This is a genomic window from Mesorhizobium sp. M0140, from assembly GCF_040322475.1.
In the GTDB taxonomy this organism is placed as follows: Bacteria; Pseudomonadota; Alphaproteobacteria; order Rhizobiales; family Rhizobiaceae; genus Mesorhizobium.
This window is the reverse complement of sequence record NZ_JAMYTM010000034.1, coordinates 38,046-62,566: the sequence shown is the minus strand read 5'-3', so window position 1 is coordinate 62,566 and position 24,521 is coordinate 38,046. Positions and strand designations below refer to the sequence as shown.

The following is a 24,521-nucleotide window of genomic DNA, read 5'->3' as shown; positions in this document are numbered from 1 at the left end:
TCGTCGAAACCATCGAGGCAGCCGAATGCAAGAACTACTTCGAAAACGCAGGCTACGCTTCCGTCAAAATATGAAACGCTCTAGTCCAGTGTTCCCGGCACCAGCGGGCAGGGACTGTCAGTCCTTCTTGTAGAGCAGCCAGCTCTTGCCGGCCCGGGGGCCTGCCATCGTCGAGTGCCTGGTGACGCGGTTGCGGCCGCTGACCTTCGAGCGATAGAGCGCCCGGTCGGCCTTGGTGTAGAGATCTTCGGGTCCTTCGGCTTCGGACGCCATGCAGATACCCATCGAGACGGTAACGGTGCCGTAATTCGTACCGGTCTGGCTGCTGGTGAACGGCGTCTGCGCGATCAGGGCACGAATACGCTCCGCGACGTCATAGGTGGCGTTCTCGCTGGCGCCCTCGATGATCAGCGCGAACTCCTCGCCGCCGGTGCGGGCGACGAACATGTCGCCGCGAATGCTGGTCTGGAAAATATCGGCGATGCTCTGGATGATCTTGTCGCCGACCGGGTGGCCATAGCGGTCGTTGATATCCTTGAAGCGGTCGATGTCGACAAGAACCAGGGCGTTGAACAGGATACCCCTGTTGCTGTTGTAGATCCTGGTGATCTCCTTGTCGAAGGCGCGCCGATTCCAGATATGGGTCAACGGATCGGTGTCGGCCAGCCGCTTATACTCCTCAAGCTTCGACTTGACGCTCTCGAGTTCGGCCGTCTTGTCGCTGAGCGTCGAGGCCACCTGCCGGCCGTGATCGATCGTCGAATTGGTGGCAACCGCCATGGCGTTGGCGATCTTCTGCAGGAGATCCTGAGAGAGAAGGCTGCGGCCGCTGAGGCCGCTCGATGTCTCATCGAGGATCCTGCCGTATTTCTCGATGTGGCTGCGCTCGCTCCGCAGCAACGAAGCAACCTCCTCGAGCTCCCTGGCGATGACGTCTCTGGCATGCTCGACGATGCCCGGACCATGGTTGTGGGCAAAGAAAGTGCGCCCGATCTGGTCCAGTTCATCTTGTGTCGGCCGGCTGCTCAGCGAAACGACGGCGAGGCTGAGTTCGCGATTGGTGCCGCTCAGCGCCTCGTAGAAAATCTCGTAGTTGCGCGGCAGGCTGAGCACGCCCAGCTGGCGCATTGTGGCAACGACACTGGCCGCGATGTCGGTGCTTCGTTCGGTCGGAAGAGCTGCCGGCTGCATTTTTGATTCTTCCCCTCGGATTCCGCTGTAGAATTCGCGGGTTCCCTTTGTCGCCGACCTGGGGAATGCGACCGACTCCAGAACAACTTGCAAAGGGATGCGTCCCCACCCACGACCTTCGCTTGCCATGACCATAAATGCGCCAGCGCTAAAGTTTCCTTAATTTGCCGAGATTCCACAGTTTTTCTCTACCTGCGGCTGTAAAAGCTTAAATTTGCGCACCCAATAATCGAAAACGACGCCAGTTTGGTGGCTTTGAATCCGAAATTCGCGCATCGCGCTCTTGAAAATGAAACCGAATTTCGGGTTCACCACGCCAGTACATGTCGCATTTGCTTGCGTGTGGTCGTCGCAAAGCTGGAATCCTGACGACGATGCTGAGGCAGAGTTTTCCTCGAGGAGGTCGAAATGAGCGACAATCACACGGGATCGTGTCTGTGCGGAGCGGTTCGCTTCAAAACGCACGGAGCGCTGCGTGGCGTCGTCTATTGTCATTGCTCGCAATGCCGCAAGCAGAGCGGACATTTCTATGCCGCGACCAATGTTGCCAACGCCGACATTGTGATCGAGGGCACGGAAAGTATCACCTGGTACGAAGCCTCTACCTTCGCCAGGCGTGGGTTCTGCAAGGCATGCGGATCGGTGCTGTTCTGGAAGCCGCGAGACCAGGACTACGTTTCAGTCATGGCGGGATCGTTCGACAAGCCGACAGGTCTTGAGGGGGAATGCCATATCTTCGTCGGTGACAAGGGTGACTACTATTCGATCGACGACGGGCTGCCGCAGTTTGAAAAGTCGACACCGTCCATACCGGTTGCTGAATGAATCTTGGACAAGTCACCTTATTCCATTGATCTGGCCAGCCATTGCATTATCCCGTGCCGGTGATTCGCAAAGGGGTTTGGCATGCAGCGGCTGATCGATGCTTATTTCAATTCGGTGCGGGCGTTTCGCAAGCTGGCCACCAGCGAGAAGGCTTTCCAGCAGGAGCTGATGCTGCTGGCGCTTGCCTTGCCGCTCGGCTGGTTCGTTTCGATCTCGTGGCGCGGTTATGCTTTGCTGATCGGCGCCGTGCTGCTCTTGATCATGGTCGAAGTGCTGAACACCGGCATCGAGGCGGCATGCGACGCTTTCAGCCGCGAGTTCAATGTCGATATCCAGTTGGCCAAGGATTGCGGTTCGCTGGCGGTGCTGATTTCGGTGCTCATCGTCGCCGGCGTCTGGGGTATCGCCATTATCGAGCGGATGACGGGACTACCGATCTAGCCTTTCGATGCCTACATGCCAGTCACCAAAGGAGACTGTCATGTCCGAAGCCACGAGCTTTCTGCTTCTTGAGCGTGCTGGCCTGCCAGACGATCTGCGCTGGCTCGTCGAAAAATACCCGCGTGAAAACTGGCAGGACCATGCCAACATCCATGGCATCGCCAATATGTGGCTGCAGCGGCACGACATGTTCCGCGAACTTGGCGGCATGCTGGCCAACGGTATTGGAGACTACCGTGAGGGACGGCTGACGGCGCCTGATTTCGCGCGCTGGTTCGCGCCGCGCCTCGATCATTTTCTTGGGCATCTCGACGGTCACCACAATGTCGAGGATTATCAATATTTTCCGGTCTTCGCCAAGGCCGAGCCCCGTTTGAAGCGCGGCTTCGAGATTCTCGATGCCGACCATCACACCATTCATGAAGGGCTGGAGCGCAATGCCGAGGCGGCCAATGCGTTCATCAAGACGCTTCAGGAAAACGAAGACAGACAGCGCTTTGCCGCCGACGCCTATGCCGACGAAAACAGCCGGCTGATCGCCATGCTGACAAGGCATCTTGCCGACGAGGAAGACCTGATCATCCCGCTGATCCTCGATCGGGGGGATCAGGCGCTCGGCGTGGATTGACGATCAGTCCTCCCTGGCGCGTTCCTTCCTGGCGATGTGACGGGCGACGAGCCATGCCAGAACGGCCACGGTCAGGCCGATGCCAAGCCCGATCAGCAACCGTTCGTGATGCATCAACGCCTGGCCGATGACGTGCTCGGCTCCCAGTCCAAAGACATAACCGATCGTGCCGAACAGTACCGCCCAGACCGCCGATGAAAGCGCGTTGAGGATGACGAAGCGCGGCGCGGCAATGTTGGAAAGCCCGGCTGCAATGCCGCCGACGAGGCGCATGCCGTAGATATAGCGGTTGGACAGCACGAAAATGTCGGGATGGGTGTTGAGCAGCCGAAAGGCGCGGCGGAAGCCGGGCCGTTTGCGCAATCTGACGACATAGGGATGGTCGGCGAAGCTTCGTCCGAGGATGAAGAAGAAAGTATCGCCGACGAAGGCGCCGAGCGCGGCCGCAAGAACCGCGTGCCACAGGACGAAGACCTGCTGGTGGGCGAAGAAGCCGCCAAGGATGGCGGCACTTTCGCCCTCCGCGACGCAACCGATAAAGACCGCGAGCAGCCCGTATTGTTCGATGAAATGATGGATTGCGTCGGTCATGAAGCCGACTGCTGCGAAGACAGCCTTTCGTCGATCCGCTTGACCATTTCGGTCAGCTGCACGATCTCGTCGCGCATACCGAGAATCTGGCCGTGGCGCAGTTCATCCAGCTTTTCATGCAGCGCCATGATCTCGATCTCGGCTTTCAGGTTGACCTCGTAATCGTGGGCGGCGTCGATGCGGTCGCGTTCGGTCTGGCGGTTCTGCGCCATCATGATCACCGGCGCCTGCAAGGCGGCGACCATCGACAGAACGAGATTGAGGAAGATGAACGGGTAGGGATCGAAGGCGTCACGCGACAGCAGCCAGACATTGCCTGATGTCCACAGGATCAGAAAGGCGATGAAGGTCAGGATGAAGGACCATGACCCACCGATGCGGGCGATCGTGTCGGCGAGCCGGTCGCCGAAGGTCTGGTGGAAGGCGACGGCCTTGTTGGTGTCGCGCGAGATGGTGGTCCGTTCGAGCGTCGATTGCAGCACCCGGCTTTCGAGCTGGCTGAGGCCGTCCGGCCGCCGCTTGAGCCAGCGGTTCGCCAGGTCGTCGATCGTCTTGTTCATGGCCATCTCCAGGGTCTTTGGCTTGCCGTAAGAGGTAGAGGCTGCCGGCTCTCACGGGAAGTGTTAGATTGATTCCAGTTGCCGAGGGACCAATGGCCGATTTCAAGAAAATTCGCGCACGCGCCGCAAAACGCAAGGGCGGCGAAGAGGAACTTACGTCGCTGCTGGGTCCGGCGCCTGACAATGCCGCCGTGGCTGACATCGCCGATGACCGCATTCTCTCTGTTATGGCCGAACGCGTCTTCGCCGCTGGTTTCGTCTGGCGCGTCATCGAGCAGAAATGGCCGGGCTTCGAGGAGGCGTTTCTGCGCTTCGAGCCGAAGCGGCTGTTGTTCCAGCCCGATGATTTCTGGCACGATCTGACGGCGGACCAGCGCATCGTGCGCAACCCGCAGAAGATCAGATCCGTGCGCGACAACGCTGCCTTCGTCGAGCGCGTGTCGAAGGAATATGGCGGTTTCGGCCAATTCCTCGCCAACTGGCCGGCTGACGACCAGGTCGGGCTGATGGCCTGGCTCGGCAAGCATGGCAGCCGGCTGGGCGGCAATACGGGCCAGTATTTCCTGCGCTGGCTGGGTTGGGATGCGTTCGTCATCTCGGGCGATATGGCCGCGGCGTTGCGCGACGCCGGCCTAGACATCGCCGAAAGCCCGACTTCGAAGAAGGACCTGGACAAGATCCAGAGGCAAATCAACCAATGGGCAGCGGAGACGCATCTGCCGCGCCGGCATATTTCACGCATCCTGGCGATGTCGATCGGCGAGAACCATTCGCCGCAAGCGCTGCGCGAATATATGGGCGACGACTGATACCTGGTCGTATCGCCACGATTGAAGTACGTTGATCGGTCCGTACACGGTTGACGTATGTCAATCGGTCCGAATTGGTCCAAACGAACGCCATTGCCCGGGCAATTTTGCCGCGCTAAGTCAGCAGGCATGACCAAGAAGCTCGACATCCTGCGCATCGCCGTCGCCCAGCTCAATCCGACTGTCGGCGACATATCAGGCAATCTCGCCAAGGCCCGCGAGGCGAGGGCGGATGCCGCACGTCAAGGCGCCGATCTCGTGCTCTATACCGAGCTTTTCCTCGCCGGCTATCCGCCGGAGGATCTGGTGCTGAAGCCGGCCTTTTTGAAAGCCTGCGAAAAGGCGGCACAGGATTTTGCCGCCGACACCGCGGATGGAGGTCCCGGCGTCATCATCGGCACGCCGTTGAAGCGCAAGAGCGGCACGCACAATTCGATCGTCTTCGCCGATGGCGGCAAGATCATCGCGGAACGTTACAAGCTCGATCTGCCTAACTACGGCGAGTTCGACGAGAAGCGCGTCTTCCAGGCCGGACCCGAGATCCAGGGGCCGGTCAATTTCCGCGGCGTGCGCATCGGAGTTCCGATCTGCGAGGACATCTGGGGCGATGTCGATATCTGCGAGTCGCTGGCCGAAAGCGGGGCGGAAATCCTGCTGGTGCCGAACGGCTCGCCCTACTACCGCGCCAAGATCGATGTCCGCCACCAGGTCGTCATCCGCCAGGTCATCGAATGCGGGCTGCCGATGATCTATGCCAACCAGCTTGGCGGCCAGGACGAGCTGATCTTCGACGGCGCCTCGTTTGCCATTGGCGCCGACAAGACGCTTGCCTTCCAGATGAGCCAGTTCGAGGAAGCGGTCGACGTCACTACATGGAAACGCCAGGGCGATCACTGGGTCTGTTCCGAAGGGCCGATGTCGAAAATTCCGGACCGGGAGGAGGCCGACTATCGCGCCTGCATGCTAGGCCTGCGGGACTACGTCAACAAGAACGGCTTCAAGAATGTGGTGCTTGGTCTGTCCGGCGGCATCGATTCGGCGATCTGCGCGGCGCTCGCCGTCGATGCGCTCGGCGAGGAACGCCTGCGCGCGGTGATGATGCCCTACCGCTACACCTCGAAGGACTCGCTGAAAGATGCCGAGGATTGCGCGCGGGCGCTCGGCTGCCGCTACGACATCGTGCCGATCTTCGAGCCGGTCGAAGGGTTTCTGCACGCGCTGACGCAGATGTTCGAAGGCACCAAGGAAGGCATCACCGAAGAGAATCTGCAGAGCCGCGCGCGCGGCACCATCCTGATGGCGATCTCCAACAAGTTCGGCTCGATGGTCGTCACCACCGGCAACAAGAGCGAGATGTCGGTCGGCTACGCTACGCTCTATGGCGACATGAATGGCGGCTTCAATCCGATCAAGGATCTCTACAAGATGCAGGTCTACGCGCTGTCGCGCTGGCGCAACAGCCACGTGCCGCCGGGCGCGCTTGGCCCCTCGGGCGAGGTGATCCCGAAAAACATCATCGACAAGGCGCCATCGGCGGAATTGCGCGAGAACCAGACCGACCAGGATTCGCTGCCGCCCTATCCGGTGCTGGACGATATTCTCGAATGCCTGGTTGAGAACGAGATGGGTGTCGACGATATCGTCGCGCGCGGCCATGACCGGGCGACAGCGACGCGCATCGAGCACCTGCTCTACATCGCAGAATACAAGCGACGGCAGGCGGCGCCGGGCGTGAAGATCACCAAAAAGAATTTTGGCCGCGACCGCCGCTATCCCATCACCAATCGTTTCAGGGATCGCAGCTAAGTACCGAAAGCGCGCGGCGGTGCGGCCGGAGACAGCCATGCCCGATTGTGAAATCAGCTTCGACATGTCACGGATCGGTTTCCGTGCGACATCGGACCTGTTGATGGCAAGCTATTGGGGCGCCGGACGCACTGACGAAGTCCATCGCCGCGCCTTTGCCAATTCACTGTGCGTCGGTGCCTATGTCGATGGCAAGCAAGTCGGCTTCGGCCGCGCGATCACCGACCGCACGGTATTCGCCTATCTCGCCGATATCATCGTCTGGCCGGAGAACCGCGGGCAGGGCATAGGCAGCCGGCTCGTCCAGGCCCTGATCGACCATCCGGAGGTCAGGACCGTTTTCCATTGGAGCCTGTCGACCAGCGATGCCCATGGCATGTATGAAAAGCTCGGGTTCAAGCCATCAACCGATGGCCGCTACATGCGCTTCGATCGCGTTTCTGAATGAGGCGCGGCTTGCCCGCCATTGTTGCAAAATAATCGCAGTGGTTGGACCAGATACGCTTTTGGCGTCAGCCCGTCTTGGCGATGCATCGGAGCGTCTCTATAAGGACCCCTCCGCAATTGTCTTGCGGGAGGTCCGAATGGCAGTATTTCACATGGTAATGCGAGGCCGCGAAGCCTAGGTCTCATCCGGCGCTCAGCGAAGGTTTGCCCTTCGTGCTGATGCCGGATCGAGCACAGGCTTATGCCGATGCCGGTCGCCGCCCGATTATGGGCGAGACGCCAAATATGCCACTCCGCTTTCCGGGCACTCATTGGCCCCTTGCGCGGCTTCTTCAATTTTCGACCTACCGGGATCGGGCTCGTTTGTGCCCGAATGACATCATGGCTCGTTTTAAGATCGATTTGCGCGCGAGCGCCTTTCGCAGCGTTCTTGGCTTCACGCTCACCCATTGGCGGCGCCAGCCCTGGCGGCTCTCGCTCATCATGGGCAGCTTCCTGCTGTCGACGCTGGCCGATGTGCTGACGCCGCTCTACTCCGGCCGGCTGGTCGACGCCGTCGCCAGCAGCGCCGGCGCCGACGCGATTGCCTGGAATGCCGCGCTGATGGCGTTCTCGATGCTGATGGCGTTGGCGCTGGCCGGCGTCGTGTTGCGCAACCTTGCGTTCATGGGGATCGTCGAGTTGACGTTGAAGATGATGGCCGACATCGCCGCCGATGCTTTCCATCGCGTCCAGCGCTTTTCCACCGACTGGCATGCCAACAGCTTTGCCGGCTCGACCGTGCGCAAGGTGACGCGCGGCATGTGGGCGCTCGACCTGCTCAACGACACCATCCTCATCGCGCTGCTGCCGTCGGTCGTCATGCTGGTCGGCTCGACGTTGCTGCTCGGCTGGTTCTGGCCGTTGATGGGTGCGGTCGTTGCTGCCGGTTCGGTGTTGTTCATCACGGTGACGGCGCTGCTGTCGCTTGGCTATGTCGCGCCGGCGGCAAGGCTCGCCAACACCTGGGATACCCGCCTCGGCGGCTCGCTGGCCGACGCGGTCAGCTGCAACGCCGTGGTCAAGGGCTTTGGCGCCGAGGAGCGCGAAGAACGCCGACTGGCCAAGGTCGTCGCCAAATGGCGTGCGCGCACACGGCGCACCTGGGTGCGCGGTACCATCAACGGCACCACGCAAGGGGTGCTGCTGCTGGTCATGCGCGCCGCGGTGATCGGCCTGGCGCTGATGCTGTGGTCGTGGGGGCAGGCGAGCGCCGGCGATGTTGCCTTCGTGCTGACCTCGCTCTTCGTGCTGCAGGGCTATCTCAGGGATATCGGCACGCATATCCGCAATCTGCAGCGCTCCATCAACGATATGGAAGAGCTGGTCGATTTCCAGTCCGAACCGCTCGGCATCGAGGACCGGCCCGGTGCCAAGCCGATCCGGATCACCGAAGGACGGATCAGCTTTGACAACGTCACCTTTCACTATGGCCATCACCGATCGGCGCTTTACCGCGACTTTTCGGTCGACATCGCGCCGGGTGAGCGCGTCGGGCTGGTCGGCCATTCCGGGTCGGGCAAGACGACCTTCGTCAAGCTTATCCAGCGGCTCTATGATGTGAATGCGGGGGAAATCCTGGTCGACGGCCAGGACATCTCGCAGGTGGCGCAAGCCTCGTTGCGCGGGCAGATCGCCATCGTCCAGCAGGAGCCGATCCTGTTCCACCGGTCGCTGGCCGAAAACATCGCCTATGCCAGGCCGAGTGCGACGCAGGAGGAGATCGAGCATGCCGCGAAGCTGGCGAGTGCGCATGACTTCATCACCAACCTGCCGAAGGGCTATGGCACGCTGGTCGGCGAACGCGGCGTGAAACTGTCGGGCGGCGAGCGCCAGCGCGTGGCGATCGCGCGCGCCTTCCTTGCCGATGCGCGTATCCTGATCCTCGACGAGGCGACATCGAGCCTCGATTCGGAGTCGGAGGTGCTGATCCAGCAGGCGATGGAGCGGCTGATGGTCGGCCGCACGACGCTGGTCATCGCGCACCGGCTTTCGACGGTGAGGGCGCTGGACCGCCTGCTGGTCTTCGATCGCGGCAACATCGTCGAGGAAGGCTCGCATGACGAACTGATCCGGCTGAAAGGCGGCATCTACCGTCGCCTGTTCGAACGCCAGGCGCTCGAGCTGACCAAGGGACTTGTGAGCTGACCTGAGGCGGCCTCCAGCTTCGGCCGGAGGCCGCCTCTGTCCGGCACGGTCAGCGGACTGGAGCAGGGCATGCGATCGCAGGGCCGCGGCCAACCCGCCGATCAGCGCCGTGATTCTGGCCGACTTGATTTGCCTGTGAAGTCCTGTCCGGATAGTAAGTCTTGAGACCTCTGTTCATCATACCGACCGAGATACGTTGTTTCTACCATTGGTTGATATATATCCGATGGAGGGCAACCTACGGACGTTCTTCACGATGCATCTTTCTGCAAATGCCGAGGAGAAGTTGGCTGCGCCGTCAGTGCTGGAATCTCAGCATGGCTTGGTTCGGCCGCTCGCCGCCGAAGATCTCGAGCGCGTCGCCGCACTCTTCCTGACGAAGTTTCGCCGGCGCCGCCGTCACCTCGTCGATCGCGCGATCGCGGAGACGGCCGCGTATATGAGAGAGATTTATCTCGACCCTGTCGGCCACTCCGGGGAAAGCAACGCTCTTGTCCAGATCAACCGGCACGGTCGTCTGGGTGGGTTCCTCGGCGTTCTGAAAGCCCGCTACGAGCTCAATGGAGCGGCATTGAATGCGGCGATCATCGGGCCGCTCATGGCCGACCCCGGCACCGATGACGGCTCGGCCGGTCCCCAATTGCTGCGTGCCTTGCATCAAGGCGAATTCGATCTGCAGCTGACCGATTCGGCCAACCGGACATCCTTGGCCTTCGCGCGCCCGATGAAGTATCAACTCCTTCCGGTGCATTGTCTGGGATGGACATATGTTTTCCGGCCGGCGGCGATGGCCGCCGCCGCACTGCACCGTAAATGGCCTGGCCTGCCTCGCCTTGTACTCGATCCATGCGCGAGAGCATTCGATGCTCTTGCGAAGAAAAGGTTCGAGCCACCGGTCCTCCATTCATCGTCGCATCGCACCCATCGTGAGCCGATCGATGCCGTTCAATTTGCCGAGAAGCTGCCGACCCTCCTGTCTGGTTACGCTCTTCGGCCGAGTTGGAAGGATGGGGAGCTGCCACGACTGCTTGCGCTGGCGGCCGAGAAGCGGGCCGACGGCCCCCTTCATTTCGGTGGGACCTACGACGAAACGGGCAAAATGCTCGGTTGTTATGCCTTTTATGGTCAAGCCGGCGACATGGCGAACCTGTTGCAGATCCAGGCATCCGGATCGCACTGGGGCGCGACGCTGGATGCGCTTGTCGCCGCCGCATGGGAGATGGGCTGCGTGGGTATCACCGGACAGACGCAGACCAGATTCATACCTCAACTCTTTGGCTACAAGAATGTCTTCTTCCGCTATGCCGGGGGAACGATGGTCCGCTCGCGGATCGCCGAGGTCACGGAAGCGGTCCGCTCCGGCGACATCTTTATCGGTGGATTGGTGGGCGACCGCTGGACCCGCCTCAGTTCCGATGATTTCGGCCGCTGATCGCCTTCAACCGGCAGGATTGCGAACTCGGGTAACGGGTTCCTTCGCCGGCGCGTAGGCTGACGGAGCATTAAACGAAAAAACCGCCTGTGCGGCGGGTCACTGGCGCAAATCAGAACCATACCCAAATATGTATCATAGCTGAGGGCACCGAGTCAAGAAAAAATTCCTATCGTGAAAAGCTGCCGGCACAAAATGGGCACCGCCGGCCTGGGCGCCGTCGGAGGCGTCCACCGTCCGGTCTTTTCATTCCAGCCGCCATGTTCTATGTCTGCCGGCCAGCGCGGGGGCGCGTCTTGTCAACCACAAAAGCATCCGGTACGCCCCGTTCATGACAGTTACCGTTCGTTTCGCCCCGTCGCCGACCGGCCGCATTCACATCGGCAATGCGCGCACGGCTCTGTTCAACTGGCTGTTCGCCATGAACAACAAGGGCCGATTCATCCAGCGCTTCGACGACACCGACATTGCGCGCTCGAAGCAGGAGTTTTCCGACGCCATCCTCTACGACCTGCATTGGTTGGGCATTTTTCCCGACGCCACCGAGTACCAGTCGCGGCGCTTCGAAATCTATGACGCCGCGGTCGAGAGGTTGAAGGCGGCAGGCGTTCTCTATGCCTGCTATGAAACGCCGGAGGAACTCGATCTCAGGCGCAAGGTGCGCCGCACGCGCGGCCTGCCGCCGGTCTATGGCCGCGAGGCGTTGACCCTGACGCACGAGCAGATCGCCGAATACCAGGCCGATGGCCGCCAGCCGCACTGGCGGTTTCTCCTCCCCAATTTCTCAGGCGATCCACAACAGCCGGAACGCACCGAAATCCACTGGAACGACCTGGTGCGCGGCGAGGAAACCGTCGATCTGGCCTCGCTTTCCGATCCGGTCCTGATACGCGAGGACGGCACCTATCTCTACACGCTGCCTTCTGTCGTCGACGACATCGAGATGGGCGTCAGCCATATCATCCGGGGCGACGACCACGTCACCAACACCGGCGTGCAGATCGCCCTGTTCCAGGCGCTGGCTGCCGAGCCGCCACTGTTCGGCCACCATAATCTCCTGACCACCGCATCGGGCGAGGGCTTGTCGAAGCGCACCGGCGCACTCTCCATCGAGAGCCTGCGCGAGGACGGCATCGAGCCGATGGCCGTCACATCATTGGCCGTCCTGGTAGGCACTTCGGAGAATGTCGCGGCGGTGCCGACGATGGGCGAACTCGCCGAACGCTTCGATCCGGCGGCGACATCGAAATCCGCCGCCAAGTTCGATCCGGACGAGCTGTTCGTGCTCAACCGGTCGCTGCTGCACCACATGCCGTTCGCCGAGGCACAAGACCGTCTGATCGTGCTCGGCGTCTCCGGCGATCAGGCCGAACCGTTCTGGCTGGCGGTGCGCGGCAATCTCGACAGGCTGGCCGATGCGGTCAACTGGTGGCGTATCCTGCGTGAAGGACCGCAGGAGAAGCCGGAATTTTCCGATGACGACCGCGATTTCCTTCGACAGGCCTTCGATCTGCTGCCGGAGGAACCTTGGACCGCGACGATCTGGAAGGACTGGACGGGCAACATCAGGGAAGCGACCGGCCGCAAGGGCAAGGCGTTGTTCATGCCGCTCAGAACAGCCCTTACCGGACTGCCTTCGGGGCCGGAGCTTGCAGATCTATTGCCGCTGATGGGTCGGGAAGGAACGTTGGCCCGACGACCCTGACCTTCCGCTGTTCCGGCGGCAAGGCTGATATCGGCGACGTCACCGGCTTGGCGGAAACCCGCTTGATCGTCTCGCGGTCGAGCCCGCCTTCCTGATTGGCCAGCGTTTCGGGATCGGCACCTGGATCCGGTTTGGAGATCGGCACCGGAATGAACGGTGCGGAGTCCGTCTCGGGTTGCAACTGTTCCGGATTCGGCGGATTGCCGGCGATGATCTGAAAACCCTGCGCGGCGGCGTTGCAGCCGCAAGCCGGCGGCCGCGATATATCGGGCTGCTTGTAGAGATAGGCGGTCGGCAATTCGCTGTAGGGCCGGCCGGTGACAGATGACGTCATTGAGGCCGAATCGTCGCCCATGCCGCGCGAGTAGAAAACCTGCATTTCGGTGCCGGGGCAGCTCGATTCGCAATTCTTCTGGTCACGTTCGAAATCGCCAGCCGAGGCTGAGTTCGACATCGGGAAGAAGTAGCCGTCGCAGGTGCGCACACAGGAGGTGTGGAACTCACCGCCGACGCTCGGAAAATCGGGTATGCCGGGCTGGTTGAGCACCCGGCGGACATTGCGCTCCTCGCCTGGATCGCCGGGCGGGCTAGGCTCATCAAGCATATCGAGTTGCTGGCTGTTGCCGCCAAAAAGCTGATTGAACAGGTTTGCGCTGCCGCCGTCGCGGTTGGCTTCCTGCAAAGGCGTCCGCCGAGGCGCTACGATGTCGTCGCGGCAGCCCTTGGCGTCAAGCGCCGCCAGGATGCGTCCGCGGTCGCGGCGAGAGCCGCCGCCAGCCAGCCGCTCGCGCTTGTTCTGCAAGGCGTCGAGATTGGCATTCATGCGGTCGATCGTGGCGTTTAGCCCGGCGCATTGATTGAGGTTGCGGCCAAACAGCGAAAAACCGCACCCGGCCCGGCTCGCCTGGCTGCGAGCCTTCGAAATCTGCTCATGTTGCCTGGCAATTGCGGAATCGTATTTCCGGACTAGCGCCGGACCGCCGCCGCGCGAGGACGCGGCTAGATCGGCTTCCAGCTGGCGGCAGACCCGCGAAGCAGCCTGTGGCTCGGCCACCCCCCAGGTTGCGGACAACAGGAGGCCAAGCAGCACGGCAGCATGCGCCTGCTTCCACCCTCCGCTTGCCATCCGCCCAAACTCCGCCTGCCAAATCCCGACTGTTAGCCCCGCAAGGCTACCGTGTTCGCGGTTAACTGCAGTTTACCGCGAAATCCGTGTTCAGCCCAGATTGACGACCGCCTGTGCCTTGTGGGCGGCTTCGACCACGGCAAGCGCCGTCATGTTGACAACGCCGCGCGAGGTGACCGACGGCGTCAATATGTGCGCCGGCATGTCGGTGCCGAGCAGGATCGGCCCGACGTGTAGCGCATCCGTCATGGTTCTGAGCGCCGTCAGCGTGATGTTGGCCGAATCGAGGTTGGGGAACACCAGCAAATTGGCTTCGCCCTTCAGCCTCGAATGGGGATACACGCGCTGGCGCAGGTGCTCCGACAGAGCAGTGTCCGCATGCATCTCGCCATCGCATTCAAGGTCAGGCGCGATGCGCGCCAGGATCGCCGCTGCTTGCCGCATCTTCAGGGCACTGGGCGAATCGCGCGAGCCGAAATCGGAATGCGACAAGAGCGCTGCCTTAGGCTCGATGCCGAAGCGCTGGATTTCTTCCGCCGCCAGCACGGTCATTTCGGCGATTTCTTCCGCCGTCGGGTCGACGGAGACGTGGGTGTCGGTCAGGAAGATGATGCCGCGCTGCGAGATCAGCATGGAAAGCGTCGACAGGTCGTGGTCCTTGATGCCGGCGCGGGGGCCGATGATCAAGGTGACGTTGCGCAGGTGCCGCTCGAAGCGTCCTTCTAGTCCACAGACCATGGCGTCGGCATCGCCGCGTTTCAGCGCAAGTGCTGCGATCACCGTGTTGTCGGTGCGGACCATGGTGCGCGCGGCTTCCGTCGTGACGCCACGCCGGCCGGCGAGTTCGATCAAAAGGTCGACATAATGGCGATAGCGCGGATCGTCTTCCGGGTTGATCAGGCCGAAATCGACACCGGGCTTGATGCGCAAGCCGTAGCGCTTCAGGCGCACCTCGATGACGTGCGGGCGGCCGATCAGGATCGGCTCGGCGATGCCTTCTTCGAGCACCACCTGGGCGGCGCGCAACACGCGCTCATCCTCGCCGTCGGCATAGATGACGCGCTTGGCGGTCGACGCCTTGGCGGAGGAGAACACCGGCTTCATCACCAGGCCGGAGCGGAAGACGAAGCGGTTCAGCTTGTCGATATAGGCGGCGAAGTCGGTGATCGGCCTTGTCGCGACGCCGGTGTCGCAGGCTGCCTTGGCGACCGCGGGCGCTATGCGCAGGATCAGGCGCGGATCGAACGGCGAAGGAATCAGGAATTCAGGGCCGAAGATCGGCGTCTCGCCGGAATAGGCGCGGGCAGCGACGTCCGAAGGTTCCTCGCGGGCAAGGGCTGCGATGGCGCGGACCGCCGCCATCTTCATCTCCTCGTTGATAGCGCTGGCACCACAGTCGAGCGCGCCGCGAAAAATGTAAGGAAAACAAAGTACGTTGTTGACCTGATTGGGAAAATCGGAACGGCCTGTGCAGATCATCGCATCGGGGCGGGCGGCGCGTGCCGCCTCCGGCATGATCTCCGGATTGGGGTTGGCCAGCGCCAGGATCAGCGGCTTCGGTGCCATGTGCTGGAGCAGTTCCGGCTTCAGCACGCCTGCCGCCGACAAGCCGAGGAAGACATCGGCGCCCGATATGACGTCGGCCAGCGTGCGCGCCTCGGTGTCCTTCACATAAGGGTCTTTCCAGCGGTCCATCTCGTCGGTCCGCCCTTTGTAGGCAACGCCGAAACGGTCGGTGACCCAGATGTTTTCGACCTTGGCGCCGAGCGAGACCAGCAGGTTGAGACAAGCAAGGGCGGCAGCCCCGGCGCCGGAGGTGACGATCTTGATTTCAGATATGGTTTTTCCGGCGAATTCCAGCCCGTTGAGCACGGCGGCGGCGACGATGATGGCGGTGCCGTGCTGGTCGTCGTGAAACACCGGTATCTTCATGCGCGCCTTCAGCTGTTCCTCGACCTCGAAGCATTCCGGTGCCTTGATGTCCTCGAGGTTGATGCCGCCGAAGGTCGGCTCCAGCGCCGAGATCGTCTCGACCATGCGCTCAATACCGGGCGCGTCGATCTCTATGTCGAAGACATCGATGCCGGCGAACTTCTTGAACAGGACGGCCTTGCCTTCCATGACCGGTTTGGAGGCCAGCGGGCCGATATTGCCGAGGCCGAGAACGGCCGATCCGTTGGTGACGACGCCGACCAGATTGGCGCGCGCGGTATAATCGGCGGCGGTCGCCGGGTCGTCGCGGATTTCCAGGCAAGGGGCGGCGACGCCAGGCGAATAGGCGAGCGCGAGGTCGCGCTGATTGCCGAGCGGCTTGGTCGCCTGTATCTCGAGTTTTCCCGGCCTTGGGTGCTTGTGGAAGTAGAGGGCGGCTTCGTCGAGGTCCGAACGTGCCGTCTTTTTGCTCTCGCCTTCCATGCGGCCGCTCCCTCGAATTCTGGCTGGAGATTCCCTTTTAGCATGCAGCCGTGGTTTTTCGCGACGCTAATTGACGCGCCGAGAGCTTTACCCGGCGGCGCGTCGAAAGCCACAATTAATCAGATGCTTATCTTGATTTTCTGACAGACGATTCCTGCAGTTTCACGGACAAGTTGATCAGAATGCGCTGACGTAGAGACCACCATCGACCGGTATGTTCTGCCCGGTCAGATAGCCGGCATGGACCGAGCACAGGAAGGCGCAGATCTGGCCGAATTCCTCCGGCGTACCGAGCCGCTTGGCCGGAACGTCGGCGCTGATGCGGGTCTTGCGCGCGGCTGCGGCCTCAGGGCTTTCGACACTGCCGGCTTCATGCGGGCCGCGCAGCCGGTCGGTGTCGAGCTTGCCCGGCAAAAGACTGTTGATGGTCACGTTGCGGTCGATCACCGTTCTGGCCACGCCGGCAAGAAACGAGGTCAGGCCGGCGCGCGCGCCGGACGAGAGATCAAGGCCGGGAATGGGCACATAGACCGACAGCGAGGTGATGTTGACGATGCGGCCGAAGCCGCGCGCCGCCATGCCGTCGAGGACAGCCTGGACCAGCTCGATCGGCGTCACCATGTTCTGGGTAACGCCTTCGAGGATCTTTTCGCGATCAAGCGTACGGAAATCGCGAAGCGGCGGGCCGCCATTGTTGTTGACGAGGATGTCCGGCTCGGGGCAAGCTGCGAGCAGCGCCTTCTGCACCTCCGGCTTCGAAACGTCGCCAACGACTTCCGTCACCGTGACGCCATAGCGCTCGCGCAACTCAGCGGCGGTTTTCGCCACCAGTTCGGCGTTGCGCCCGTTGACCACGACATCGCAGCCGGCCTCGGCCAGCGCCATGGCGCAACCGAGCCCAAGTCCCTTGCTCGAAGCGCAGACGATGGCCTTCTTTCCGCGGATACCAAGATCCATGACGATTTCTCCTGTGATTTGGCCGGCAAGCTAGTCCTTCGGCTGGACCAATCGCAACCGTCATACGGTTGTTGCATGAATCGGGGCATAGGCTCGCGAAAGCAACGGTGAAATCGCGATGTCCGGCCAAGAGCCCCGCACTTTCCGCAGCATGTTCATTTCCGACGTCCATCTGGGCTCGAAGGCGGCCAAGGCCGAGTTCCTGATCGATTTCCTTCGATATCACGATGCCGATATCATCTATCTGGTGGGCGACATCGTCGACGGCTGGCGGCTGCGACGGAGCTGGCATTGGCCGCAAAGCCACAATGACGTCGTGCAGAAACTGCTGCGCAAGGCGCGCAAGGGCGCCAACATCACCTACATCGCCGGCAACCATGACGAGTTCGCCCGCCAGTTCCAGGGCGTGCATTTCGGCGGCATCGTCGTCGCCGACAGCGCCATCCACGAGACCGCCGACGGCAAGCGCCTGCTCGTCATCCATGGCGACCAGTTCGACACCGTCGTCCACAATGCGCGCTGGCTCGCCTATCTCGGCGACCATGCCTATGACGCGGCCATGCTGGTCAATCGCGTGGTGACGCGGCTGCGGCAACTGCTCGGCCTGCCGTATTGGTCGTTTTCGTCCTGGGCCAAGCACAACGTCAAGAAGGCGGTGAACTTCATCGGCTCGTTCCAGACCATGCTTGCGGACGAGGCGCGCCGCTCGCATGTCGACGGCGTCATCTGCGGCCACATCCATCATGCCGTCATCGAGAATTTTGGCGATGTCCAGTACATCAACACCGGCGACTGGGTGGAAAGTTGTACGGCCGTGGTCGAGCATTTTGACGGCCGCATGGAAATCCTGACCTGGGCGCAGGTGCTGCCCGAAGCGCCGGACGAGCCCTTTATCCCGTTGCTCATCGAAGATCGGGTAGGGCAGGCGGCATAGTCCGAAGTCTTTTCGGGCTTCGGAATCAATCAATTAGTCCAAACGGTTTCGCCCGGTTTTCGTCCGTGTTAAGGGATCGACACGCGTTGCCGTCCGGTCGAATACAGCGCGATTGGATCGATTCATGGCCCTGCCGCAGCTCTCGCCCGAACAACTCGTCAAGCCGCGCCATTTCGAACTGCGCATGAGCCTGATCTTCGCGACGCTGTACGTGCCGCTCGGAACGCATTTGCCTTATTTTCCACTGTGGCTGCAGGCCAAGGGTTTTCACGCCGAGCAGATCGCCGTCATTCTGGCGGCGCCGATGTTCCTGCGCGTGGTGACGACGCCGTTACTGACCGCGCTGGCCGACCGTGCCAGGGACCGCGCCGATGTCTATGTCGCGCTGATGGCTGCATCACTGCTCTTGTCGGCAGGTTATTTCCTGCCGCCGACCTATGCGATGGTGCTGGCGGTCTCATTGGCGCTGACCATTGTCTGGACGCCGCATTCGCCGATCGCCGATTCGCTGGCGCTTTCGGGTGTCCGCCGCTTCGGTTCGAACTACACAAGCATGCGCAAATGGGGCTCGATCTCCTATCTATGCGCCAATGTCGCCGGCGGCTTCATTCTGTCGGCAACCGGCTCGCAGGCCGTTCCGGTTGTCATTCTGGCGGCGTTTGCCGCGGCCCTTGCCGCCGGCCTGCTGGCGCCGCGTCTAGGCCGTCCGCGGCGCGCCTCACCGCTGTCGGCCGCCGACATCCAGCATTCGGCGCCGAAGCTTCTCAACCCGTATTTCCTGTATTTTTCCGTCGGCGTCGGCGTCATCACCGCCAGCCACGCATTCCTCTACGGTTTCGTCTCCATCTATTGGAAATCGATCGGCATCAGTGATTCGGTTGTCGGTCTCTTATGGGCTTGGGGTGTGGTGTCGGAAGTCTGCATGTTCATGATGTTCACCCGCTTTTTTGACCGGTTCTCCGTCGTGTCGATCATGGTGATGGCGGGTATCGGCTCCATCGTGCGCTGGATCGCCTTTCCGCTGGTCTGGCCGCTCGGCCTCGGCATTCCCGGTTTCTTCGGTGTCCAGTCGCTGCACTCGGTCTCGGTGGCGCTTGGGCTGATCGGCCTGCAGAAGATGATCGGCGAAACCGTCTCCGAGGAGCGGACAGGTGCCGCGCAAGGCATTGCCTATTTCTCCAACGGCTTCTTCATGGCGGTGGTGACGCTGGCGTCCGGCCCGCTCTACGACCGTCTCGGCGTGGACGGCTTCTTTGCCATGATCCCGATCGCCTTGATCGGGCTGGTGCTCATCGGGCTTGCTGCGCGCTCAGCCCCACAGCGCCACATCGGGCGGTGACACCAGCGATCCCTGGTAGATAAGGCCCGGTACCCGGTCGCGGGCAAGCAGCAGCGGACCGTCGAGGTCGACGAAATCGGCATGCTGGGCAAGCAGCACCGCTGGCGCCATCGCCAGTGACGTGCCGACCATGCAGCCGACCATCACGCCGAAACCGAGTTCGCGGGCGCGATCGCGCAGCACCAGTGCCGCAGTCAGGCCTCCCGACTTGTCGAGCTTGATGTTGACGGCATCGTAGAGACCGACAAGCGCTTCGAGATTCTCAGCCTCATGCACGCTTTCATCGGCGCAGATCGGCACGGGATGGGCGATATGGCGCAGGATCTCGTCACGACCGGCCGGCAGCGGCTGTTCGATCAGCGCGATGCCTTGTTCGGCGGCAAAGGCGAGGTTCGCAACGATGTTGTCGTCGCTCCAGCCCTCATTGGCGTCGAGGATGATGCGGCTGTCTGGCGCTGCCTGCCTGACCGCGCGGATGCGGGCAATGTCGTTGTCGCCACCGATCTTGACCTTGAGCAGCGGCCGCGCGGCATTGGCGCGGGCCTGCGCCGCCATCGCCTCCGGCTCGCCCAGCGACAGCGTGTAGGCGGTTTCGAGCGCCTGCAAGGGAAGAGCACCTATCGCGACTGCTACCGAGGTTCCGCTGAGCTTTGCCTCCAGATCCCACAGGGCGCAGTCTATGGCGTTGCGGGCGGCTCCGGCCGGCATAGCATCGAGCAAGGCTGTCCGGCTGATGCCAGCGGCGATTCGGCCGCGCATGGCCTCGATCGCGTCGCGCACGCCCTCCATGGTCTCGCCATAGCGCTTGTAGGGGACACATTCGCCGCGGCCGAAGTGGCCGCCGTCGCCGATCGTGCAGGAGATCACCTCGGCTTCGGTCTTGGAACCGCGCGAAATGGTGAAGGTTCCGGCGATGGGAAAACGCTCGGCCTCGACCGAAATGACACGCGCCATATTTTTCTGCTCCTGCTATGCGACAACCGTTGTCGGCAAATCGACAGGTCAGACCCGTCAGGCTAAACAGGACGCCATGTTGACCATCGGCAAGCGCGACGCAAGCGGCACGACCGCAGGGGAGGCTGACCACGAACCGCGCGTGGCGATCGGCGAGGAGGATGGCGTTCTTGGCTGCGCTTTCTCCGGAATCTGGACCACAAGGACCGTCGCGCTCATCGACGCCGACATGCGCAAGATCGAAAAGCGAAGCGGCTTCAAAACCTTGGCGCTCGATGTTTCCAAGATCGAGAAGATGGACACCGCCGGCGCCTGGCTGATCGACCGGCTGGTCAGCGCCTTCGAGAAGAAGGGCGTCGAGATCCAGATGCAAGGCCAGAGCGAGATCGCTTCGATCCTGCTCGAAGCTGTCGGCGAGGCCGTGCGGCGCGAACCCGAATCCGGCCCGGCGCGACCGCCCAACATCGTCATTCGCGCGCTGGAGGCGGTTGGCCGCCGGGTCTACGAGATGCGCGACGATTTTCTCGCCTCGATGAACATCCTCGGCGCCACCATCCGTGGCGCGCAGATGAAGCTCGGCCGTGGCCATGCCGTCAACCCGGCGGCGATTTTCAACCAGATCGACCGCATGGGCGTCGGCGCCATTCCGGTGGTGGTGCTGATGTCGGCGATCGTCGGCGCCATCGTTGCCCAGCAAGGCGCCTATCAGCTCAGCTATTTCGGCGCCGATATCTTCGTCGTCGATCTGGTCGGCGTGCTGATCCTGCGCGAGCTTGGCGTGCTGATGACGGCGATCATGATCGCCGGCCGCTCCGGCAGTGCGATCACCGCCGAGATCGGCTCGATGAAGATGCGCGAGGAGGTCGACGCGCTGAAGGTCATCGGGCTCAACCCGATCGGCGTCCTGGTCTTTCCGCGGCTCGTGGCGCTGGTCATCGCCTTGCCGTGCCTGACCATCATCGCCAATTTCGCCGCACTCGGCGGCGGCATACTGGCTGCCTGGCTCTATTCCGACATCCCGCCCGCCGCCTTCATCGACCGGCTGCGCGTCGCCATCGATCTCAGCACCATCTTTGCCGGCCTGATCAAGGCGCCGTTCATGGCCATGATCATCGGCACGATTGCCTCGGTCGAAGGCATGAAGGTCGGCGGCAGCGCCGAATCGCTCGGCCAGCATGTTACCGCTTCGGTTGTGAAGTCGATCTTCGTCGTCATCATCCTCGACGGACTTTTCGCCATGTTCTACGCAGCGATCGAGTTCTGAGATGAAGCTGCGAAACAGGAAAAGGGCAGGCGCATTGGCTGAGGACGCGGGTGAGGGCGACATCGTGCTATCCGCGCATGACATCAGCGTGTCCTTCGCCGACAAGCTTATCCTCGACAGACTGTCGCTCGACATAAGGCGCGGCGAAATCCTTGGATTTGTCGGCGCCTCGGGTGCTGGTAAATCCGTTCTGCTGCGCACCATTCTCGGCCTGACGCGCAAGCAGTCGGGTACGATCAAGCTGTTCGGCGTCGATATCGAGAAAGCTGATGATGCGGAGCGTCTGCGCATCGACATGCGGCTTGGCGTGCTGTTCCAGCACGGCGCGCTGTTCTCGGCGCTGACAGTGCTGGAAAACGTCCAGGTGCCGATGCGCGAATATCTCGACCTGCCGCGAAAGCTGATGGACGAACTGGCGATGCTCAAGATCGAGCTGGTCGGGCTGCCGCCCGATGCAGCGCAGAAATTCCCGTCCGAACTGTCCGGCGGCATGATCAAGCGCGCCGCGCTGGCCCGGGCGCTCGCGCTCGATCCCGACATCGTCTTCCTCGACGAGCCGACATCGGGCCTCGATCCGATCAGCGCGGCGGAGTTCGACGAGCTGGTGGTCAAGCTGCGCGATACGATGGATCTGACCGTCTACATGGTGACGCACGATCTCGACACGCTGTTCACCGCTTGCGACCGGGTGGCCGTGCTCGGCAAGAAAAAAGTGCTGGTCGAAGGCACCATCGGCGACATGCTGAAGAGCGAGGAACCGTGGGTAAAGTCCTATTTCCGCGGAAAACGCGCCCGGCAACTTGATCTTGCGGCGCGCGCATAGCCATAAGTGGGACAATGGAAACCAGAGCCAACTACGTCATTGTCGGCATCTTCACGCTGGCCGCGATCCTGGCGGCGTTTGCCTTCGTCTACTGGACGGCGGCCATCGGCGACAAGGGCGAGACGACGTTGCTGCGCGTGCGCATTCCGGGCTCTGCGTCCGGGCTTGGCCGCGGCAGTTTCGTGCTGTTCAACGGGGTCAAGGTCGGCGACGTCAAGCGCGTCTATATCGACGTCGACAATCCGACGGTTGCCATCGCCGATACCGAGATCGACCGCATGACGCCGATCACCAAATCGACGCAAGCCGATATCGGGCTTGCCGGCCTGACCGGGCAGGCCAACATCGAGCTCAAGGGCGCCGACCCCAAGGAAGTGAAACTCCTCGACCAGGCGGAAAAGGAAGGCAAGGTCGCCGAGATCGTCGCCAACCCGTCGGCGGTGACCAACCTCTTGCAGACGGCGCAGAATATCTTCACCCGCGCCGACAAGGTGCTGACCGAGCTCGAAGGCTTCACCAGGGACGTTCGCGGGCCGCTGACGCAGACCGTCCAGAATGTCCAGACCTTCTCCGATGCGCTGGCCAAGAATTCGGACGGCATCGACAAGTTCCTGTCCGCCGCCAGCACGCTGGCGGATGAGCTGAAAGGCGTTTCCGGCAAACTCGACGGCACGCTGAAAGCAGCCGAAGGCCTTCTCAACGCCGTCGACAAGGACAAGATCAAGAGCATCGTCGCCAATGTCGACGCGGTAACCGGTAACCTCAAGGAGACGTCGAAACAGCTCGACGGCGTGATCAAGAACGTCGATACGGCCCTGGGGTCGGTCAACGATTTTACCAAACGGACGCAAGGCACGCTGGCCAAGGTCGACAACGTGCTCGACGGTATCGATCCCGCACAAGTGCGCTCGGCGCTCGCCAACATCCAAAAGGCCAGCGAGAGCGCCGACAAGGCCGCCGCCGACATCGCTGAGGTTACCCACAAGTTCGCCAACCGGGCCGACGACATCGACCAGACGATCAAGGATGCAAAGCAGCTCGCGCAACGGCTCAACGATGCCTCGGTGCGCGTCGATGGCATTCTTGCCAAGGTCGATACCTTGCTCGGGTCGGGCCAGGCCGACGGCGTGATGGCGGATGCCAGGGCGACGCTGAAGTCGTTCAAGCAGGTTGCCGACACGCTGAATGCCCGCCTTGGCGTCATCACCGACAATCTGGCGCGCTTCTCGGGACAGGGGCTTTCGAATGTCGAGGCTTTGGTGCAGGACAGCCGCCGTTCGATCAGCCGCATCGAAGAGGCGGTGACCGATCTCAGCCGCAATCCGCAGCGCATCCTTTCGGGTGGCGACGGCGAGGTTCGGCAATTCGATGGCAGGGCGCGGCGTTGACTTCGGCGACGGCGCGCCCCAGAAACATGAGCCGCGAAAGCGGGTCGATCTTACGATCCGGGGACAACGGGGATCGCGCGTGAAGTCTGTGTGGGTGAAAACGGGCGGGTTGACTTCGGCTGCGGCACTGCTTGCCTTGACGTTGGCCGGCTGCGCGGCGTTGGGCGGCAAGCCCGCGCCGCTCGATACGTTCGAGTTGTCGGCGCCTTCGGTCGACGCGCATGGCCACAGCCGCCGGCAGATCCTGATCGCGCAGCCGTCGGCGCTCAAGGCGCTGGACAGCCAGAACATCGTCATCAAGCCGTCGGATCGCTCGATCCAGTATCTCAAGGGCGCGCAATGGGCCGACCGGCTGCCGCTGATCGTGCAGGCGCGGCTGGCCGAGACGTTCCAGCGCTCGGGCAGCTTTGCCGGCGTCGGCAAGCCGGGCGAGGGCCTGGCGATCGACTATCAGGTGATCGTCGAAATCCGGTCCTTCGAGGTGCGCGTCGAAGGCGGCGAGCATGCCGAGGTCGACCTGTTCGTGCGCATCCTGAACGATCGCAACGGCGAGGTCCGTGCCTCCAAGAGCTTCACCGCAGCCGCACCCGTCTCGGGCAGCGGCAATCCTGCCTATGTCAGCGCGCTCGACAAGGCGTTCGGCGACGCCGCCGGGCAGATCGTGAGCTGGACGGATTCGGTGATCTGAGCGCGGGGGCG

The 24,521-nt window shown here is 62.2% G+C and carries 22 protein-coding genes; 15 read left to right on the top strand and 7 right to left on the bottom strand.

The features are described from left to right. Nucleotides 1-117 precede the first annotated feature (117 nt). Complete coding sequence (locus NKJ37_RS26635) at nt 118-1,191, bottom strand: diguanylate cyclase (protein WP_352775673.1); 1,074 nt, start codon at nt 1,189-1,191, stop codon at nt 118-120. A gap of 408 nt (nt 1,192-1,599) precedes the next feature. Between NKJ37_RS26635 and NKJ37_RS26630 the strand changes: the two genes are divergently transcribed. From NKJ37_RS26630 to NKJ37_RS26620, 3 genes are all read left to right on the top strand, one after another. Beyond that, a complete protein-coding gene (locus tag NKJ37_RS26630; protein ID WP_023810559.1) occupies nt 1,600-2,016 on the top strand; it encodes a GFA family protein in 417 nt (138 codons plus the stop codon). 81 nt (nt 2,017-2,097) lie between these two features. Then, nucleotides 2,098-2,457 (top strand): diacylglycerol kinase, encoded by a 360-nt coding sequence (locus NKJ37_RS26625; RefSeq protein WP_352775670.1) that lies wholly within the window; start codon nt 2,098-2,100, stop codon nt 2,455-2,457. A 40-nt stretch (nt 2,458-2,497) separates the two neighbouring features. Then, on the top strand, nt 2,498-3,085 hold the full coding sequence (locus tag NKJ37_RS26620) for a hemerythrin domain-containing protein (RefSeq protein ID WP_352552965.1): 588 nt from the start codon (nt 2,498-2,500) through the stop codon (nt 3,083-3,085). A gap of 3 nt (nt 3,086-3,088) precedes the next feature. Here NKJ37_RS26620 and NKJ37_RS26615 read toward each other — a convergent pair whose 3' ends face one another. Both NKJ37_RS26615 and NKJ37_RS26610 read right to left on the bottom strand, forming a co-directional pair. After that, complete coding sequence (locus tag NKJ37_RS26615) at nt 3,089-3,676, bottom strand: DedA family protein (RefSeq protein ID WP_352552967.1); 588 nt, start codon at nt 3,674-3,676, stop codon at nt 3,089-3,091. Next, nucleotides 3,673-4,236, bottom strand: a complete 564-nt coding sequence (locus NKJ37_RS26610) for a DUF1003 domain-containing protein (RefSeq protein WP_023810564.1) — start codon at nt 4,234-4,236, stop codon at nt 3,673-3,675. The genes NKJ37_RS26615 and NKJ37_RS26610 overlap by 4 nt, the downstream gene beginning before the upstream one ends. Nucleotides 4,237-4,328: 92 nt before the next feature. Between NKJ37_RS26610 and NKJ37_RS26605 the strand changes: the two genes are divergently transcribed. From NKJ37_RS26605 to gltX, 6 genes are all read left to right on the top strand, one after another. Then, a complete protein-coding gene (locus tag NKJ37_RS26605) occupies nt 4,329-5,045 on the top strand; it encodes a DNA-3-methyladenine glycosylase I (protein ID WP_023810565.1) in 717 nt (238 codons plus the stop codon). A gap of 129 nt (nt 5,046-5,174) precedes the next feature. Continuing rightward, entirely contained in the window at nt 5,175-6,851 is a 1,677-nt protein-coding gene (locus NKJ37_RS26600) for an NAD+ synthase (protein WP_023810566.1), read from the top strand. 37 nt (nt 6,852-6,888) lie between these two features. Next, nucleotides 6,889-7,299, top strand: a complete 411-nt coding sequence (locus NKJ37_RS26595) for a GNAT family N-acetyltransferase (RefSeq protein WP_352612797.1) — start codon at nt 6,889-6,891, stop codon at nt 7,297-7,299. Between the two features lie 380 nt (nt 7,300-7,679). Then, complete coding sequence (locus NKJ37_RS26590) at nt 7,680-9,485, top strand: ABC transporter ATP-binding protein (RefSeq protein ID WP_352612798.1); 1,806 nt, start codon at nt 7,680-7,682, stop codon at nt 9,483-9,485. A 226-nt stretch (nt 9,486-9,711) separates the two neighbouring features. Next, nucleotides 9,712-10,917, top strand: coding sequence for a hypothetical protein (locus NKJ37_RS26585; protein ID WP_352612799.1), 1,206 nt, complete (start codon nt 9,712-9,714; stop codon nt 10,915-10,917). A gap of 331 nt (nt 10,918-11,248) precedes the next feature. Then, nucleotides 11,249-12,622 (top strand): glutamate--tRNA ligase, encoded by a 1,374-nt coding sequence (gltX, locus tag NKJ37_RS26580; protein ID WP_352775667.1) that lies wholly within the window; start codon nt 11,249-11,251, stop codon nt 12,620-12,622. Here the strand turns inward: gltX and NKJ37_RS26575 are convergent. From NKJ37_RS26575 to NKJ37_RS26565, 3 genes are all read right to left on the bottom strand, one after another. Beyond that, on the bottom strand, nt 12,540-13,748 hold the full coding sequence (locus NKJ37_RS26575) for a DUF2865 domain-containing protein (protein WP_352775665.1): 1,209 nt from the start codon (nt 13,746-13,748) through the stop codon (nt 12,540-12,542). The genes gltX and NKJ37_RS26575 overlap by 83 nt on opposite strands. A 90-nt stretch (nt 13,749-13,838) precedes the next feature. Then, on the bottom strand, nt 13,839-16,163 hold the full coding sequence (locus NKJ37_RS26570; protein ID WP_352775663.1) for an NADP-dependent malic enzyme: 2,325 nt from the start codon (nt 16,161-16,163) through the stop codon (nt 13,839-13,841). Between the two features lie 177 nt (nt 16,164-16,340). After that, on the bottom strand, nt 16,341-17,120 hold the full coding sequence (locus NKJ37_RS26565) for an SDR family oxidoreductase (protein WP_023810574.1): 780 nt from the start codon (nt 17,118-17,120) through the stop codon (nt 16,341-16,343). A 118-nt stretch (nt 17,121-17,238) separates the two neighbouring features. Here NKJ37_RS26565 and NKJ37_RS26560 point away from each other — a divergent pair, with 118 nt between their 5' ends. Together NKJ37_RS26560 and NKJ37_RS26555 are read left to right on the top strand one after the other, a co-directional pair. Further along, nucleotides 17,239-18,054: a UDP-2,3-diacylglucosamine diphosphatase gene (locus NKJ37_RS26560; protein WP_023810575.1), complete on the top strand. Its 816-nt coding sequence runs from the start codon at nt 17,239-17,241 to the stop codon at nt 18,052-18,054. A 124-nt stretch (nt 18,055-18,178) separates the two neighbouring features. Beyond that, nucleotides 18,179-19,393, top strand: coding sequence for an MFS transporter (locus NKJ37_RS26555; RefSeq protein WP_128303559.1), 1,215 nt, complete (start codon nt 18,179-18,181; stop codon nt 19,391-19,393). Here the strand turns inward: NKJ37_RS26555 and dgcA are convergent. Next, nucleotides 19,364-20,347 carry an N-acetyl-D-Glu racemase DgcA gene (gene dgcA / locus NKJ37_RS26550; protein ID WP_023810577.1) on the bottom strand — a complete coding sequence of 328 codons (984 nt, stop codon included), beginning with the start codon at nt 20,345-20,347 and terminating at the stop codon, nt 19,364-19,366. The genes NKJ37_RS26555 and dgcA overlap by 30 nt on opposite strands. Nucleotides 20,348-20,423: 76 nt before the next feature. On the opposite strand from dgcA, the gene NKJ37_RS26545 reads away from it, so the two are divergent. The 4 genes from NKJ37_RS26545 to NKJ37_RS26530 all read left to right on the top strand — a co-directional run bounded on the left by NKJ37_RS26545 (nt 20,424) and on the right by NKJ37_RS26530 (nt 24,510). After that, nucleotides 20,424-21,611: an MlaE family ABC transporter permease gene (locus tag NKJ37_RS26545; RefSeq protein WP_023810578.1), complete on the top strand. Its 1,188-nt coding sequence runs from the start codon at nt 20,424-20,426 to the stop codon at nt 21,609-21,611. Between the two features lies 1 nt (nt 21,612). Next, nucleotides 21,613-22,434 (top strand): ABC transporter ATP-binding protein, encoded by an 822-nt coding sequence (locus NKJ37_RS26540; protein ID WP_128303560.1) that lies wholly within the window; start codon nt 21,613-21,615, stop codon nt 22,432-22,434. A gap of 14 nt (nt 22,435-22,448) precedes the next feature. Beyond that, on the top strand, nt 22,449-23,822 hold the full coding sequence (locus tag NKJ37_RS26535) for an MlaD family protein (protein WP_352612804.1): 1,374 nt from the start codon (nt 22,449-22,451) through the stop codon (nt 23,820-23,822). A gap of 79 nt (nt 23,823-23,901) precedes the next feature. Beyond that, complete coding sequence (locus NKJ37_RS26530; RefSeq protein WP_502895168.1) at nt 23,902-24,510, top strand: ABC-type transport auxiliary lipoprotein family protein; 609 nt, start codon at nt 23,902-23,904, stop codon at nt 24,508-24,510. Nucleotides 24,511-24,521 lie beyond the last annotated feature (11 nt).

What these genes read in the sequence shown, in the direction of transcription:
- NKJ37_RS26620 (WP_352552965.1), top strand. Translation starts at nt 2,498, where the DNA reads ATGTCCGAAGCCACGAGCTTTCTGCTTCTTGAGCGTGCTGGCCTGCCA.
- NKJ37_RS26565 (WP_023810574.1), bottom strand. Translation starts at nt 17,120, where the DNA reads ATGGATCTTGGTATCCGCGGAAAGAAGGCCATCGTCTGCGCTTCGAGC.
- NKJ37_RS26610 (WP_023810564.1), bottom strand. Translation starts at nt 4,236, where the DNA reads ATGAACAAGACGATCGACGACCTGGCGAACCGCTGGCTCAAGCGGCGG.
- NKJ37_RS26635 (WP_352775673.1), bottom strand. Translation starts at nt 1,191, where the DNA reads ATGCAGCCGGCAGCTCTTCCGACCGAACGAAGCACCGACATCGCGGCC.
- NKJ37_RS26615 (WP_352552967.1), bottom strand. Translation starts at nt 3,676, where the DNA reads ATGACCGACGCAATCCATCATTTCATCGAACAATACGGGCTGCTCGCG.
- NKJ37_RS26630 (WP_023810559.1), top strand. Translation starts at nt 1,600, where the DNA reads ATGAGCGACAATCACACGGGATCGTGTCTGTGCGGAGCGGTTCGCTTC.
- NKJ37_RS26540 (WP_128303560.1), top strand. Translation starts at nt 21,613, where the DNA reads ATGAAGCTGCGAAACAGGAAAAGGGCAGGCGCATTGGCTGAGGACGCG.
- NKJ37_RS26570 (WP_352775663.1), bottom strand. Translation starts at nt 16,163, where the DNA reads ATGGAAGGCGAGAGCAAAAAGACGGCACGTTCGGACCTCGACGAAGCC.
- NKJ37_RS26585 (WP_352612799.1), top strand. Translation starts at nt 9,712, where the DNA reads ATGGAGGGCAACCTACGGACGTTCTTCACGATGCATCTTTCTGCAAAT.
- NKJ37_RS26625 (WP_352775670.1), top strand. Translation starts at nt 2,098, where the DNA reads ATGCAGCGGCTGATCGATGCTTATTTCAATTCGGTGCGGGCGTTTCGC.
- NKJ37_RS26545 (WP_023810578.1), top strand. Translation starts at nt 20,424, where the DNA reads ATGTTGACCATCGGCAAGCGCGACGCAAGCGGCACGACCGCAGGGGAG.
- NKJ37_RS26575 (WP_352775665.1), bottom strand. Translation starts at nt 13,748, where the DNA reads ATGGCAAGCGGAGGGTGGAAGCAGGCGCATGCTGCCGTGCTGCTTGGC.
- NKJ37_RS26595 (WP_352612797.1), top strand. Translation starts at nt 6,889, where the DNA reads ATGCCCGATTGTGAAATCAGCTTCGACATGTCACGGATCGGTTTCCGT.
- NKJ37_RS26560 (WP_023810575.1), top strand. Translation starts at nt 17,239, where the DNA reads ATGTCCGGCCAAGAGCCCCGCACTTTCCGCAGCATGTTCATTTCCGAC.
- NKJ37_RS26535 (WP_352612804.1), top strand. Translation starts at nt 22,449, where the DNA reads ATGGAAACCAGAGCCAACTACGTCATTGTCGGCATCTTCACGCTGGCC.
- gltX (WP_352775667.1), top strand. Translation starts at nt 11,249, where the DNA reads ATGACAGTTACCGTTCGTTTCGCCCCGTCGCCGACCGGCCGCATTCAC.
- NKJ37_RS26605 (WP_023810565.1), top strand. Translation starts at nt 4,329, where the DNA reads ATGGCCGATTTCAAGAAAATTCGCGCACGCGCCGCAAAACGCAAGGGC.
- NKJ37_RS26555 (WP_128303559.1), top strand. Translation starts at nt 18,179, where the DNA reads ATGGCCCTGCCGCAGCTCTCGCCCGAACAACTCGTCAAGCCGCGCCAT.
- dgcA (WP_023810577.1), bottom strand. Translation starts at nt 20,347, where the DNA reads ATGGCGCGTGTCATTTCGGTCGAGGCCGAGCGTTTTCCCATCGCCGGA.
- NKJ37_RS26590 (WP_352612798.1), top strand. Translation starts at nt 7,680, where the DNA reads ATGGCTCGTTTTAAGATCGATTTGCGCGCGAGCGCCTTTCGCAGCGTT.
- NKJ37_RS26600 (WP_023810566.1), top strand. Translation starts at nt 5,175, where the DNA reads ATGACCAAGAAGCTCGACATCCTGCGCATCGCCGTCGCCCAGCTCAAT.